This window comes from Pedobacter immunditicola (assembly GCF_037482985.1).
In the GTDB taxonomy this organism is placed as follows: Bacteria; Bacteroidota; Bacteroidia; order Sphingobacteriales; family Sphingobacteriaceae; genus Pedobacter; species Pedobacter immunditicola.
This window is the reverse complement of record NZ_JBBHKC010000006.1, coordinates 199,646-215,456: the sequence shown is the minus strand read 5'-3', so window position 1 is coordinate 215,456 and position 15,811 is coordinate 199,646. Positions and strand designations below refer to the sequence as shown.

Genomic DNA, 15,811 nt, shown 5'->3' with positions numbered 1-15,811 from the left:
AATGCTTATTGATGATAGTGAAATTGATCTTAAAATTAACACAAAGATTCTCTCACTACATTTTAAAGATAGCGAGATCATCACCTGCTTGTCTGCCGAGAAAGGTTTGTCCTATTTGAAAAAGCATATCTATGAATCAGATAAGCTTCCAGATCTCATCTTACTCGACATTCAAATGCCTGATATGGATGGTTTTGGTTTTCTGGAGATTTTCAAAAACTTTCCCAGTGTAATTACAAACCATTGTGCTGTGATTATACTTTCCTCAACGCTCGACTTTGGCGATATCAAAAGAGCTGAGGCCAATCGTTTTGTGATGAAAATGCTTAAAAAGCCACTGAATCCTGCGGAGTTAAAGGAAACTTTGGGCTAAAAACTTTAATCATCTTCAACCGCAAACAGAGGTAAGACAATGCTGCAAAACCCTGTATATCAACAATAAAAACAGGTATAAAATACCTCATAAAAATACAGACCGTCTCCTGGGTAAAACTGAGAGACGGTTTTTTTGTGTCATTTCATGAAATATTAATTGAAGAAGTCATAGAAAAGCCAGACACCAAATAAAAACCGCCTCGTAAACTAGTTAGGAGGCGGCCACTTATTTTCGTAGGTTCTTTATTATTTTTTCTTCATAGCCGCATACCCTGGCTTTAATGTTTTTGCTTCTGTTTTGCCAGCATTAAATTTGTGTGTTTTTAAAGTGGCATACTCCGCTTTTTCCAGGATATGCACTGCTGATTCACCAGTCAGTTTCAAATCGGACTCATCTTTAATCACAGTATACAAACTCTTGGTGTTTACATTGACATTTGCCTTGGCACGATCCTTTAAAAAGATCTGCAATGCTTCCAGGTTAAAATCGCCTTGGGTTTTTACCATTGCTGTATTGGAGACATCAATTCTTTTCAAATCTTTCAGGTAAACATAAATGGTGGCACGCTCCGCTTCAGGACTGCTGATAAACAATTTGGCACCACGTTTTTTGAAGGAAACATTGGCTTCGTTATCGCCGAATGGAACAACTCTAATATCTTCCTTATCTGAATGGATCAAGTATACATCAACATCTCCGGTTACCACCACCATATTAACTTTCATGGCACTGGCTTTAACGGTAGCCTTCTTAGGGGTGTCAGTAGCAAAAGTGGTAAATGCTGTTGTTGATAAAAATATCGCTGTTAATGCGGCTGCGAATACTGTTTTGATTGAAGTTTTCATATCCTTAAGTTTTAATTTCTTTTTTAATTCTTTGGATATAAGACGACTCCGTTTCAAATTCGTTTCAGCCAGAAACGGGGTTTTATACCAGGGTAAACAAAATATCGACCAACTGTCAATATTGTTATACTACCAGGATTAATTAAAGCAGGAACAATGGACTGCATGTTGTAAATTGATAATGGATCTAGGGTGGATCTACCATGGATCTACGTTGGATCTACCTTTTCCTGTGAAAACGTAGATATAGGGTAGATGCAAGGTAGATGAAATATACTTCCATTTTCATCAGTATATAGCTTATTGTTTAATGGAGATCAGCCAAAAAAATAAGGCTGCATCAAATGTTGACACAGCCTCGATAGGAAAGCAGAAATTCAGCAGCACTGCAAATGACTATTTGCTCAAATACAATTCATTAAATAACATTTTAAATGTACCATGTGCCTGTGCCCGGAAGGTTATTTCTGGTCCAAAGGCATAAAGCTTACCTTTGCCAACAGGAGCAGCAAATGCGGCAACACCATTTTTAAGGTAGCTTTGTCCCCATGCCCACCCACTTCTCAAGGTATCATGCTGGTCAAACCAGGCCAATGGAACAATCTTTTGTGCTGTTGATCCAGCTGTTAAAATAAAAACCGGACTATTATTAAAAACCATATCCACTACAGCCGGCATACCATAGTTAGTCGCTTGATTGGTGTCTATTTGTACTTTTAATATACTCCCCGGAATATAGAATTTATCAGGTGAAAGCGCCCCTTCTTTACCATCTGCTTTTACTTCTTGCAGGGCATTCTTCACAGGTAGGTTTAAATGATAAGCTAGGTTGGTATTGCTGCCGGTAGTTACCACAGTCCCACCTTTTTCCATAAAAGCCTTTAGCGCAGGGATGGATTTATCTGGTGTAATGCTGCCCAGCCAGGCACGGTAGGCTTCAGGAATTTCTTCTACCTTAGGCTCTCTACTTTGCACGGAAGGCTTCACCCCAACAGCAGGAATGCCGTCATTGATCAGCAAAATCACATCAAATTTTGAATTCAGGTTACCTTTATCAATATCCTGCGGATAAATGACCTGGAAATTGAAATGATACTGCTCCATGATCCACCTTACCCAGCCAGATGGCATGGAACCACCATACCGGTCAAATAAAGCAATCCGTCGCGGCGCAATTTTAACCATCTCCTTAGGTGAGGAACTTGTTGCCATGGCATCTGTTCCAAATTCAAGCCCTGCCATTTGCAAAATCGCCCTGCCTTTGGCGGGGATATAAAACGAGCCAGCAGGTAGATCACCAATAGCTTTTGTTAACCGCTGCACATTAATTCCAGCCTTTAACAGGTCGTTTACCACAATGAAAGAATTATTTACCGTGGTATTTAATAAATAACCAGTAGCAGAGGAGGCTACATTTTTCGCCGGCGGGATTTGTAATTGACCGTAGCCGATGGCTTCAAATGGCCCTTCAAAACCCTTAACGATCCTGTCGAAAGCAACACCCATCTGAAAAGCCAATGTCCATCCTGCGGCATCATAAGGCCGCACAGGCGGCCCACCCGGATACTGGAAATCATTGGGATGGTCCTGTGGCTCAAACATATCCATCACATGTGGCCTGAAAGCCTGGTTGGTTTTCACCACATAAGACCCTGCAGGGTATGATTTCCCTTCCACATCAAAGTCTGCAGTAGCCTGGTGCACTAAGATTCCTGATTTTATCAAGGCGTTGATAAATTTCACAGCCGTTGGAAAATCAGCCTGATCGGCAGGAATGATATAGGCCCTGGCATCAAGGTGAGCTCGATTTTTCAAAACCGCATCATAGTATTTCATAGGAATAACGGTTACATTTCTTCCGGTGCTGTCTTTAAGCAGTCCTGCTTGCTTATCGTTATCAAAAGCAGTCTGAATATTGGCGATATGTTTCGGCGACAAAGTCCAGGTATCCTGATTACCTTTCTGAATGGCATTTCTTCCCATCACATAGATATTATACAAGAGCTGGTCGCCCTGGCGACTGGCATAGTCAAGTATGCCGTAGCTCAAGGAAATGGAGTAATCGATTGACTTTCGGAAGTTCCATTTCTGCGGCGTTACAGGAAAAGGTGTTGCATTATCAGGCACCAGTCTTTCCGGTACCAATGGGATTTCAGATGGTGCCGGGTTCCCGGTAATTTCGGTGAGGATGCCAATCATGTTATGAAAGTATGGCGTTGTCCTTAATCCCCCGTTCCACCAGGTGGAATAGACAGAACCAGACAACCTGGTATAGCCCGGTTTGCCTTCTGCATTCAGTCTGTTGATCATGGAAGCGGCAACACCATCAATACCGGTGATCAATAGTGGGTCATAAACAAAATTAAAGGGGTCACGGTACGGAGGGCCCGCCACCACTGCACCTGCCGGAGAAGTCTGGTGATGGTTATAGACAATTTGTGGCATCCACTCGATATATTGTTGTCTGGAGATGTTGGTGCTTTCTTTCATGTTGTTCATGTAGAAATCACGGTTGTTATCATGACCAATATACTTCTGGTACAAGCGGGGAATATTCATATTGCGTTTTGCAGGATCCTTATCCTTCATGTACCAATCCGACATCAGCTCTTGTCCGTCGGGATTTACCTGCGACAGCAGAATGATCACATCATCAAGAATGCGCATGGTTTCTGTATCTTTCCTGCTCAGCAATTGATAATAAAGTTCGATCAGCTGCTGGGTTGCAACCGTTTCATTGGCATGTAAACCACCGTCAATCCATACCACGGGTTTACCATCTTTAGCTAGTTTAGCTGCCACAGCGTCAGTCAGATTTTCTGCCCTTGCCAGTTTCTGTGAGATCTCTTTAAAGCGGTCAATTTTTTTAAGATTGGCAGGAGCAGAAATGACCATTATATACTGGCTTCGTCCTTCCTCTGTTTTGCCAATTTCCCGCAGCAATACCCGGTCAGAGATTTTTGCCAGTTTTTTAAAATAGGCCTCCGCCTGCGTATAATTGGCGAGGCTGTAATCAGCTCCAATATCGAAACCGAAATGTTCTTTTGGTGTTGGAATTACCTGGGCAGCAATGGGATGAACGCCCATTGCAACAAGAAAAACTAACGCAAAGCTTATTGTTTTTATGTGCATCATCATCAATTACGACCTTTCTTACGCTTAGGCTTTTCTTCCGGCACGTTAAAAACTATAGGAAGATTAAAAAGCATATCAACCAGTTTACCTCTTACTTGAGCAGGCGTCCAATCGGGCGATAGTTTTAAAGTTCTTAAAGCCTCTATTGCAAAATTTTGCTCCGCATTATTCACAACTTTTATATCACTTAGTTTTCCGTCAGTTTTTACAGTAAATTGTAAGACCACTTTCCCCGAAATACCCATCTCAAGCATAGATCTTGGATAAGTTAGATTTTTATTAAGGAATTCATAAAATGCATTCATCCCACCTTTAAACTCTGGAAGAATTTTTATGTTGGTATAAAGATAAATCTTATTTTGCTCGTCCTTACTTTCGCCAGAAATGAGTTGGCCCTCCACATAAGTATCTTTATAAGACAATTTCTCGTCAGGCAAATAACCTGTCCAAATTCCATCATAAGCACCATTCTTTATATTCCCCCTGCCGGTAATGACATCAAACTGCTCATCATAGAAGATCGCTTTTCCGTTACCTTCAACTACAAGATCTTTTCCGGTTGAATCCTTAACGCTTTTGACATAAATGAGGGTTTCCTTTGATGAGGGATTATAGTGATGTACAAATTGGTAAAAAATATGACCATTCGGATAAAAGTAGGTCAATGTATCCACCCGCTCTCCATTCTTGAAATTTATGATGCTTCTCTTATTCCCATTTTGGAAATAGGATACATATTTACCTTCGTATGATATGGGTTCGGTTTTACTGGAAAATCCAGTGCTCTTTTTAGCACCATCCAACACATAGAATTCATTGACAATATAAACCTGAGGATTTTCCGGAGCAGGCTCCTGAACAATACGTACATAGAAAGCACTATCCTTTTCCTTTACCAGTCCATTATTTTTATTAAAAAAGTAAGTGTTTTGTCGTTGTGCAGCAGCAGTTAAACCGATACTTGAAATATAAAGTAACAGCAGGTATTTATACATAAGAGAGCATGTTTTTTTACTGCAAGGTAGAATATTGTCTTCATTGTTACAACGAAAAGTTAAAAAACACGGGTACATGATCAGATACTGTTCTTGCCACCTTTAGATTATCAAACTGTTTATAAAAATGGAGTATCCCGGCACTGATCAGGTTAACGCTGGAGGGATTAAAGAAGAAATTGTCGTATTCTGAGGCCAGACAATCGTTATTGATGCACTTTTGTCGCAAAGAAGTTTTTTGATTGACCATCGAAGGAATATAGCCCATTTTGCGTAAAGGGAAGAACACAGAATGCGATTGAGGAATGTTAAAATCGCCGCAAAAAATGAGGTTATCCATTGGATACAAGGCCGGCAGGAATTTAAAATACTTTATTTCTGTTTCGGGCTGTTTGGATTTGGTGATGGCATGATAAGATACCAGGGTGAAAGTTTTGTTGGCGACCTTAAACCGGCAGTAAAAGGGTTCTCTATCGATGAGCAGGCCATATTTATTTTCGAGCCATGGCGTTCCTACTTTTTTAACCTTACTTGTTTTCCAGATAAAAGCATAGCGTTCAGATTTGTAGGCCGAACCTGATGTGGCATTGCTGATGACATAATCCCATTTCGCGCCGGTTCTGTTCAACTCATCTGCCAGCTTTGCTACAGCCTGCGGACCACCGTAGCCTGCAACGACCTCCTGGATAGCGATGATATCAAATGATTTCAATGTTTTCGCAATGATTTCAATGGTTTCATTGCTTTTGGATTTACCGAAGTCTTTAATATTCCAGGAACAAACGGAAACTTTTTGTGCATAACAATGGAAACTGGCGATTACCAGCAGGAACAGCAATAATTTTCTCAAAATGGGTTGGTGTTTTAGTCAGATTGCCGAAATTAGAAATTATAATCGGCAATCGGCTAAAGGGACTTCATTTCCACTTCCTTTATCGCAGCGCTGATGATGGCATCCATATCATCCGCCTGTTGTTTAAAATCATCATCGTTATAGAAAGTACTGAAAACCAGATAGGTCTTTTTAGTAGGCTGATGATAATGCATGGTGCTGATGTATGCCGGAACGGCACCTCCAGATCCATAAATTACATGCTGCTCATTTGTTGGTATGTTTGCGATCATTTCTTTCAGGTGCTGCTTATTGACTACTTTTTTGGAAGCGTATAAATGGAAAGCCCAAGTACTTAAATCCTTTGGCGTAGTCACAATATTGCCTTCCGACATCGCAGAAGCAACATTATCAAGACTATATGGAGGGAAAAAAGTATCTTTCATGCCAAGGGCATGAAATTCTTCCTGCAGAAACTGGTGAAGTGGTGCCCCCGATACCCGCCTGATGATCACCGCTAGCAGGTTGTAACCCGTATTTGAATAATGAAAGGCTGTATTGGGCACAAAATAACTTAGTTTGTGCTTTGCCACCACCGAAATCATTTCCTCAAAAGTAAAAGTGTGCAGCTGACCTTTTACCCCCTGCAGGTAATTTACATAATTCTCTCCTGCGTATGGCGCATCAACGGTAGATAAAATCGGCGTATTGGTCACATCGAAAATCCCGGCCCTGTGGTTGAGCAATTGTCTGATGGTAATCAAATCTTTATAAGGAACCGCATATGACGGTGTATTAGGCAAGTAAGGTTCGTTGGTGCCTGGAATTAAATCAACAAGGCGGTCATCAATATGAAGTTTTCCTGATTGCTGAAGTTTGAAGATAGCGGCCGAAATAAATGATTTGGTGGAACTGCCACCCCGGAAATGAATATTTTCTGGATTCCCATCCGGCAGACCTGCTGAAACATATAAATCCAGGTGCTCCCCTTTGATATACAATCCGAAGCCATATTCCTTCCCTGACCTCTTTGTCTGGTAAGATTTGCTCTTTTGATCTAAAATGGCCTGAAACGGTGCTTCGTTCACTGCTGTGACTTGCTTTTCTTTGGTTTCTTTAGTACAGCTGACAGAAATAAAAAAGCTTAATAACAGAAATAAAGTAATTTTTTTCGGCATGTGATTGTGGGTTAATGGACATGACAAAATCTTTCTAATAGTTTAAAGCTAATTATATTTCATTTTGAAGCAATGCGAAAAAAGAAATTGTGCATCAAGATTGTGGAGATTTCTCAATGATTGCACACTGATTGAGACTATCTATCATGCTGCTGCGCTTTCCGGATCAGTTTTAATTGCTGCGCATAAATATCTTTTAATAACCTGGGCTCAAGTATCTTCACATCTGCCATCCACTGATATATCCAGCCTAACAATTCCCTGTTGATGCCACAACGTAGTGTGAGTTTCCAGTCTCCGCCTGGTAATTCTTCGAATTTCTGAGAATGGTGCCAGAAAAAGTGCCGGATGTAGTTCCCCCTAACGGCATTAAATTCAAGCACAACCATGTAATTTTTTTCATCTGAATTGTTCGTCAGTCCGAACCGGTTTTCCAGGTTATCCTCAACTATCGCCAAGTGTTCTTTAACAGGGAATTTATCATTGGTTAACCTGTGACTAAGGATTTGATAAATATCAAAAACGATACACTGCCTGGTGGCGGCAATTGTTCCGGCAACAAAAAAACAACCCCTATGGTAAATAATTTTAACAGGATTAAATTTGAAGGGAAATTGCAGTAATTGATTTAAGGATATCGAATCACCGCCGTAGGAAATGATTTCCATGCTTCGCCGGTTAGAGCTTGCCCAGATGAATTCATTTAATTTAACCTGAAAATCCTCTCCATAAGTAATTTCATGAAAATTGGTGCCCATCAGTGTGTTACCATCCCAGTTGGCATTATGTTCAATTTTACTGTTACTTAAATGACTGGCTAACAAGGATTGGATCTTCTGAATAGATGCTAACCGGCCTTTGGAAATTCCAATGGGTAGGGTTGCTTTTCCAAGCAGATAGGTATCTATGTCAAAATTGTCTATGGGTGTTGCATCGGTATACTTATTGATAAGCCAGACTTTCCTATTATGTTCTAAATTTCTTTGCTCTAAACGTTCACTATCCTTTAGAAAATAAATACCAACATCATTTAAATCACGGTATAATTGCCTTTTGCTAACTGAAATGGCTAAACTTTTTAAGCTACCTTGCAGAGATTCAATGGTTTGCGGAGCAACGTTAAGTTCCAGATAAATATACTTCAACCGATCTAATTGTTTCATCATTGCCATTTAATGGCAAAGTGCAAAAAATCATTTGCAACTCTAAGGAAAATTTTAAATATAATTGTGAAAACAATGAGTTAACAATTATATTAAAAATATACTTAATGTATGGAAAAGCAATTTCCCAGATCATTAAGCGCTCCCCCGGCAATGAACAGCAAACCGTTACCAGTGTAACGGTTTGACATTGCAATGAGCCCATATACATCCACCCAGTAACTTACTTTTCTATTGTATCATATAAAAAACTATTATGGGAGCACAACCGAAGAAAAAATTCATCAATGCGATATGGGTCACGGGTCTTTACAGGGATCGGGAAATCATGGGCAGGACTTACAGGCATCATGGACAACACTGGATCATTTTGATTACAGACATGGGGCGAAGTTTAATAGTCCCTTTTGATACGGTAACCAATCTCAAGAAGATAACGGTCGTAAAGGAAAAATTGCCAGTCATCAGCACTTCTTTCCAACACAAGAAAAGGTTCACAGCGATGGAGAAGCTCATCCTGGCCACCTTGTCTGTCGTCAATAACTAAGCAAACACCTTGTAACTGCTGTACGTTTAACATGCAGCAGTTACAAGCATGAGTTATATTCCTTCTTTCCCCATTTACCGGAAAGAAAACATCGCTAAAAATGCGCTCGCTCATATGGAGAAGGGCCATGGGTTTTGGGCATTTATATACCCAAAATAGTCAAGATGGCCGACTCAAAAGAGCGGCCTGAAGATTAAAACAGGGTAGCTTAAGCCGTTCGCTCAGCCACCTTTCTGCAGCGCACATCATAGGAAATGATGCTATTTCCATTTTTCAAACTAAACGTCGCACCCGATGTATTTCGGAATTCACCCTCGAATGCGCCTACCTCGGCTATTTTCCTGCATTTTGCATCATAGGTAATATAATAGCTCCCTTTTTCTACAACAAAAAATCCTGAACCAATTCCACGTAATGCACCATTAGATTTACCTAATTCAGAGACTTTTTTCCCTCGGGCATCAAATACCCGGTAATAACTACCTAATTGTTGTACTTCTGAAATTTCCATAATTATCTGGTTATTTTAGGGCCTACTCTATACAGTTTTCGGCTTCCCTGTATTACTGTCGCTTCTATATTTTAAAATGTATTATTTAAAGGTTAACAATTAATTCCATCCGTGATTAAAATTGAATCTAAAGCATTAAAACCAATACTTTTAATTTATTTATTCACACACTATGTTAATTACTCTTAAATAATCAGTAATACGTCAAGAGAGCTGCTCATAACCCTAAAAATTATCCAAATAATAAAAAGGCGATAATCAACGTCACGATGATATTAAATCCTTGTGCAATTAGAAATGCATAAAGTGGCTTTTTCGAGTCCTTGTTAAAAAGCTCCGAAAATCGGGTTTCCAAACCAATACTCGTAAACGCTAAAGCAAACCATAGTCCCTGCAGGCTTTTCAGACCGCTTTTTGCACCGGCAGTAACTTCGGGAGATAAAACAAAAGAGAACAGTAAAGAAGCGGCGACAAAACCCAATACAAATTTGGGGAAACGCTCCCAAATGATACCCAATGTTGGCTTTTTATCCTTATCCGCACCATTCGGGTGATTGGTATACGTCCAGTAAATAGAAATCGCAAAAGCGGCGATACCTAAAAGCACATTTTGGGAAAATTTAACAATCGTACTGATCTTCAAGGCGGTTTCCCCTACCAGGGACCCAGAAGCTACCACTGCACCTGTGGTATCAATACTGCCCCCCAGCCATGCACCTGTCACTTCTTGTGGGAAGTTGAAATAATTGGCAATGTAAGGCATAAAGATCATCATCGGAATGGCGGTAATCAGCACCATGGAAATAACCGTAGAAAGCTTTTTTGCATCTCCTTTGATCGCCCCTGAAGTAGCAATTGCAGCTGAAACCCCGCAGATGGAAACTGCACTGGAGATCATCATGGTCAGCTCATCATCAACTTTTAGCTTACGGCACAGCCAGAAAGCGAAATACCAGACAGAAAGCACAACAATGAGGGCCTGAAGCAAGCCTAAGGAACCCGCTTTAAGCACATCCGCAAAGATAATGCTGGTACCTAATAAAATCAGGCCTATTTTTACGTACAATTCTGTTGCCAGCGTTGCACGGAACCAATCGGGTAATTTAAAAAGGTTACCAATGAGCAGGCCAAGGGAAAGACTAAAGATGACGGCTTCCAGGTTCAGGTTTTTAATTTGTGAATTCCCTGCCAATAATAAAGCAAAGAGTGTAATGACATACACCACCGGGAAAACGATGATAAAATGCTTTAAGGGCTTTCCGGTAAGCAGGGCACCTAAACCGGCGATGAGCAGCACCAGCAAAAATTGCAAACCTACAGCTTGGAGGTTTCCTGTCGCGAATACATTGGCATATAAATCAGTGCTGTTGCTCCAGTTAAAAGCAGGTATAAAAACGATGAAGCCTACAATGGCCAAAAGAATAGTAGTAAAACCTAAGATGACTACAGTCCAGTCTTCGTGCAGGGTAAGTTTAGTCGTGGTTGATGACATGTTCGAATAAAGAGGTTGTTTAAAATAGTTAAATTAATAGAAAGATTAGCATTAAATTAATAGAAAGGTAAATATATCAAAGCGTGCTTAAAGGTGATATATTTAAATTAAAAACTTCTGAAAGGGCTTTTTTTGCAGCATGATAACCACACATACCATGAACACCACCACCTGGCGGCGTTGAGGCTGAACAGATGTAAAGACCTTTTGCTGACGTCCCATAAGGTGAAAGTCCGAGGGCAGGCCTGTTAAAAATCTGGCCAATATCAATGATTCCGCCGTTGATATCACCTCCTATGTAATTTGGATTATAAGCTTCCATTTGTGCCGGATTAAAAGTATGTTTCGCTAATATGCGCTGTTTAAAACCTGGTGCAAAACGCTCTACCTGTTTTTCGATGATATCGGTCATATCCGCTTTAGAACCATGAGGCACATGACAATAGGCCCAGGCGGAATGTTTACCTGCGGGAGCACGGGTAGCATCGAACAAACTTTGCTGAGCTAACAATACAAAAGGCTTTTCAGGCACTGCCCCTATGGAGGAAGCATATTCACCGGAAGCTATTTCTTCAAGGGAATTACCCAGGTGTACCGTTCCCGCATTTCTTGCTTGTGCGGCGGTAAATGGCACAGGGGCATCCAATGCCCAGTCTATTTTAAATACACCCATTCCATAACGGTATTTCTCCAGTTGCCATTTATAGATGGAGGAAAAACGGTGCCCGGCAATCTGCAGCAGCTGTCGCGGAGTCACATCAAACAACACCGCACGTGCTGAAGGGAGATCCTTGAGCGATTTAACATAAAAGTCAGTTTGAATTTCTCCGCCGAGGGAGGTGAAATAGGAAGCCAGGGCATTGGCAATTTGCTGGGAACCTCCCTTTGGTATTGGCCATCCTTCGATATGTCCCGCTGCGAGGAGTACCATCCCAATGGCTGAGGTGGTCATATTGGAAAGCGGCTGCATGGAATGTGCCGCCATGCCCGCCCACAAGCCCTTCCCCTCTTTAGTACTGAACCTGTTGGCAAGCGATAAGGCAGAAGTCATTGCTTTCATACCAAATTTTGCCATCGCTAAAGGATGTGCAGGTATACTTAAAAGAGGGCCTAGTATATCCTGACTTATTTTTGGCCAGTCTTGTAAAATCGGCAGCATGAAATTCAGATAGGCATATTGGTCGGCACCCAATGAAGCTGCTGTTTCCTGAACTGATTTGGTGAGGATAGCTGCTGTGCCGTCATCAAAAGGATGTGCCGCAGCAATTTCCGGATAAATATACTCAAGTCCGTGGGCAGCTAGCGGCAAGGTTTTGAAAAACGGGGAAGCCGCCGCCATCGGGTGAACCGCTGAACAGATATCGTGGACAAAGCCTGGCAAAGTAATTTCTGCTGAGCGCAGGCCACCGCCTATTTCTTTCTTGCCTTCTAACAGCAATACAGATAAGCCCTGCTGCTGTATGGCGATGGCGGCTGAAAGTCCGTTGGGTCCGGAACCTACCACAATGGCATCATAATCTTTTTTATCCATTTCTGATTCAATACTTCATAAATGTATTATTAAACCATCTATTTTCCAGCTTCTACATGCTATTTGTTCTATTTTTACTGTGATGATGTGCTTTTTTCTGCTTCAATAAGTTTTGAACTGATGGTAAAACACATACCCAACAGGCTTTCTAAGGAGAAACCGCCTCCCATTCCGGGTTCAGCATCCAGGATAATTTGTGAATATTGGTAATATGAATGTTGATCTGCACTGAGGTAAAATTCACAACCTTCTACTTCTCCAAACAAAACAGCGTTTGAGCCTGTGTAGAACTCCCCTTTTTCATAACACATGGGCTGAGAACCTTCACAGCATCCCCCACTCATGTAAAACATCAGTTCCCCTTTCTTTTCTTTAAGCTGCGTGATCACAGCGGTTGCTTTTTCTGTTGCAATAATCTTTTTCATCGGTATATAAATTGTTTTTAACGGTGATGAAGCTACCATGAGCGATGGTGTATAAATTTCGTTCAATCCTTATCGACGTTATATTTACCATGGAGAAAGGGATTTTTTTACTTCAAAGGTAAACTCTGAAGTAAAAAAATCCCTTATTTCAACGTTTAAGACGCTATTTGTTTTAAAAAATTAAATTATGAGCTATACGATGTGCTAGTTCCACTAGCTGCATCATAAACAGCACCTGTTACCGCATCTGCCCCGGATGAGGTTAAAAACCCAACTACTGGAGCAACATGTTCAGGAGTCAGCCATGGCAATCCCAAAGTATCTTTTCCTGAAAGCGTCTTACTGAGTAATTCTTCAGAAACCTCTTTATTTTCATAACCACCCCCCATCGCTATCTGCCAACGCTTCTGATTGCGGAACATTGGGGTGTCGATCAACCCTGGGACAACAGCATTCACGTTGATACGATGCACGCCCATTTCCATCGCAACAGATTTCACAAGGCCTATAACCGCCCATTTTGAAGCGGAATAGGCTGCGCCATTCCACATACCACGCATACCTTGCGTTGAAGATACGACAACGACTTTCCCAGTCTTCTTAGGGATCATGAGTGGCAGGAATGCTTTTAAGGTATGTGCCACACCCAATACGTTCACATCTAGCATATCGTTCCAGTTTTCTGTTGTCGATTCCATAAAAGCACTAAGTTGCTGGATTCCGGCATTAGCCACGATGATATCGACAGAGCCGTGGCTGGCTTTTAACTGTGTGGCTATTTTTTCAAGCTCAGACAGGTTTCTAACATCAGCCTTTGCATAGGAAAATTTTGCACCTTGTGCTTCCACCAACTTTTTGGTTTCCAAAATATCCGCTGCTGTAGCGAGTTTATAATCTAACCCGGGGGTTACTCCCCCTAAAATGTCAATCCCAAAAATGTCGATACCATTTTTAGCTAACGTAACGCTAAAAGCACGCCCCATTCCTCTCGCGGCGCCGGTGATTACGGCCAGTCGCCTTGGTACTGCATTACCCGTATTTTTATTTTCCGCTCCTATTGGATCTGCGATTATAGTCGCTGCTTTACTGTCTTGTGGAATTAATGTACCCATAGCTGAAGAAGCAGTCAGGACGCCTAATGTTGAAATCGAGGCATTTGATAAGAATTTTCTTCTTGAAGTTCCCATTGTATTAAAGTTTATGTTTAAAAGAGATTTGAGAGATCTCTATTTAATTTGAAATTTGTGATTACTATACACTTAGAGATAACACCTAAAAGAAACCCTGCTTTTTCTTATCGTAGGAGATTAACATGTTCTTGGTTTGACGATAGTGATCCAGCATCATTTTATGGTTTTCCCTGCCAAAGCCAGATTGTTTGTACCCACCAAACGGAGCGTGAGCAGGATAAGTGTGGTATTGATTTACCCATACACGACCGGCTTTAATTGCCCTTGGCACCTGGTACAATTCATGTGCATCACGGGTCCATACCCCGGCACCTAAGCCATAAATAGTGTCGTTGGCTATTTCGATAGCTTCTTCAGTCGTTTTAAAAGTGGTTAAACAAACTACCGGTCCGAATATCTCTTCCTGGAACACACGCATTTTATTGTGGCCCTTTAAAATAGTTGGCTGAATGTAATAGCCGCCTTTTGTGTCACCATCGTGCGTTTGTAAAGCACCGCCAACCAGCACTTCTGCGCCTTCTTCCACACCAATTTTGATGTAGTTAAGGATCTTGTCATATTGTGCTTTTGATACCTGTGCGCCAATCATTGTTTCGGGATCCAGTGGGTTACCAGATTTGATGGCTTTTACACGCTCAATTACCCTTGCTGTAAATTCATCCGATATACTTTCGTGAACCAGAATTCTGGTCGGTGCGGTACAAATTTCTCCTGAGTTGAGGGCGAACATGACAGCACCTTCTAAAGCCTTATCAAAGAACTCATCATCAGCATCTAAAATGGAAGGGAAGAAAATGTTTGGAGATTTACCACCCAGTTCCATCGTAGAAGGAATAACGTTTTCCGTTGCATATTGCATAATCAATCGGCCGGTTGCTGTAGAACCTGTAAAGGAAAGCTTATTGATCCTTGGGGAAGTTGCCAAAGCTTTTCCAGCCTCTGCACCAAAGCCGTTAACTACGTTTAATACCCCTGCAGGCAAAATATCCTGGATTAATTCCATCAGGATGATAATACTTACGGGTGTTTGTTCTGCAGGTTTAACAATGGTACAGTTTCCTGCAGCCAATGCCGGTGCAATTTTCCAGGTTGCCATAAGCAACGGGAAATTCCACGGAATAATTTGTCCGACAACACCAATAGGTTCATGAAGAACAATACTCACCGTGTGTTCATCATGCTCGGCAATACTTCCTTCTTCAGCACGGATTACACCCGCGAAATAACGGAAGTGATCAATGATTAAAGGGATATCAGCGGCACGGTTTTCTCTGATCGGCTTACCATTATCAATAGTTTCAACGGTAGCCAGGTACTCTGCATTATCCTCTATGGTCTGTGCAATTTTCAACAACAAATTACTTCTATCTTTAGCAGAAGTCTTGCTCCAGGCAGGTAATGCCTGGTGTGCGGCATCCAATGCCAGTTCTATATCTTCTTTGGTAGATTTTGCTGCTTGCGCAAATACCTTACCGTCAATTGGTGATATGTTGTCAAAATATTCTCCTTTTACAGGTGGGACAAATTTTCCTCCAATAAAATTATCGTACTTCGCTTTGAAAGATGGCTTTTTAACTATACTCATAATTCT

General features: G+C 41.2%; 14 protein-coding genes. 2 read left to right on the top strand and 12 right to left on the bottom strand.

Annotated features, from left to right (window positions below; genetic code table 11):
- The first annotated feature begins 1 nt into the window (after position 1).
- Entirely contained in the window at positions 2–373 is a 372-nt protein-coding gene (locus WG905_RS12425; protein ID WP_339592049.1) for a response regulator, read from the top strand.
- 248 nt (positions 374–621) lie between these two features.
- On the opposite strand, the gene WG905_RS12420 is transcribed toward WG905_RS12425, so the two are convergent.
- From WG905_RS12420 to WG905_RS12395, 6 genes are all read right to left on the bottom strand, one after another.
- Positions 622–1,221, bottom strand: coding sequence for a GIN domain-containing protein (locus WG905_RS12420; protein WP_339592048.1), 600 nt, complete (start codon positions 1,219–1,221; stop codon positions 622–624).
- 396 nt (positions 1,222–1,617) lie between these two features.
- Positions 1,618–4,359, bottom strand: coding sequence for a M14 family metallopeptidase (locus WG905_RS12415; RefSeq protein WP_339592047.1), 2,742 nt, complete (start codon positions 4,357–4,359; stop codon positions 1,618–1,620).
- Positions 4,359–5,351, bottom strand: a complete 993-nt coding sequence (locus WG905_RS12410; protein WP_339592046.1) for a TonB family protein — start codon at positions 5,349–5,351, stop codon at positions 4,359–4,361. Before WG905_RS12410 ends, WG905_RS12415 begins: the two co-directional genes overlap by 1 nt.
- Positions 5,352–5,397: 46 nt before the next feature.
- On the bottom strand, positions 5,398–6,201 hold the full coding sequence (locus tag WG905_RS12405; protein ID WP_339592045.1) for an endonuclease/exonuclease/phosphatase family protein: 804 nt from the start codon (positions 6,199–6,201) through the stop codon (positions 5,398–5,400).
- A gap of 56 nt (positions 6,202–6,257) precedes the next feature.
- Positions 6,258–7,361 (bottom strand): serine hydrolase domain-containing protein, encoded by a 1,104-nt coding sequence (locus WG905_RS12400; RefSeq protein WP_339592044.1) that lies wholly within the window; start codon positions 7,359–7,361, stop codon positions 6,258–6,260.
- A 137-nt stretch (positions 7,362–7,498) separates the two neighbouring features.
- Positions 7,499–8,527, bottom strand: a complete 1,029-nt coding sequence (locus WG905_RS12395; protein WP_339592043.1) for a helix-turn-helix transcriptional regulator — start codon at positions 8,525–8,527, stop codon at positions 7,499–7,501.
- 253 nt (positions 8,528–8,780) lie between these two features.
- Here WG905_RS12395 and WG905_RS12390 point away from each other — a divergent pair, with 253 nt between their 5' ends.
- Positions 8,781–9,071: a hypothetical protein gene (locus WG905_RS12390; RefSeq protein WP_339592042.1), complete on the top strand. Its 291-nt coding sequence runs from the start codon at positions 8,781–8,783 to the stop codon at positions 9,069–9,071.
- Positions 9,072–9,279: 208 nt separating this feature from the next.
- Here the strand turns inward: WG905_RS12390 and WG905_RS12385 are convergent, their stop codons facing one another.
- From WG905_RS12385 to WG905_RS12360, 6 genes are all read right to left on the bottom strand, one after another.
- Positions 9,280–9,582 carry a hypothetical protein gene (locus tag WG905_RS12385; protein ID WP_339592041.1) on the bottom strand — a complete coding sequence of 101 codons (303 nt, stop codon included), beginning with the start codon at positions 9,580–9,582 and terminating at the stop codon, positions 9,280–9,282.
- Between the two features lie 232 nt (positions 9,583–9,814).
- Positions 9,815–11,074, bottom strand: coding sequence for a YeiH family protein (locus WG905_RS12380; protein ID WP_339592040.1), 1,260 nt, complete (start codon positions 11,072–11,074; stop codon positions 9,815–9,817).
- A 76-nt stretch (positions 11,075–11,150) separates the two neighbouring features.
- Positions 11,151–12,605, bottom strand: a complete 1,455-nt coding sequence (locus tag WG905_RS12375; protein WP_339592039.1) for a phytoene desaturase family protein — start codon at positions 12,603–12,605, stop codon at positions 11,151–11,153.
- 74 nt (positions 12,606–12,679) lie between these two features.
- Positions 12,680–13,030 (bottom strand): DUF779 domain-containing protein, encoded by a 351-nt coding sequence (locus WG905_RS12370; protein WP_339592038.1) that lies wholly within the window; start codon positions 13,028–13,030, stop codon positions 12,680–12,682.
- 185 nt (positions 13,031–13,215) lie between these two features.
- A complete protein-coding gene (locus tag WG905_RS12365; protein ID WP_339592037.1) occupies positions 13,216–14,217 on the bottom strand; it encodes an SDR family NAD(P)-dependent oxidoreductase in 1,002 nt (333 codons plus the stop codon).
- 85 nt (positions 14,218–14,302) lie between these two features.
- Positions 14,303–15,805 carry an aldehyde dehydrogenase family protein gene (locus tag WG905_RS12360; RefSeq protein WP_339592036.1) on the bottom strand — a complete coding sequence of 501 codons (1,503 nt, stop codon included), beginning with the start codon at positions 15,803–15,805 and terminating at the stop codon, positions 14,303–14,305.
- Positions 15,806–15,811 lie beyond the last annotated feature (6 nt).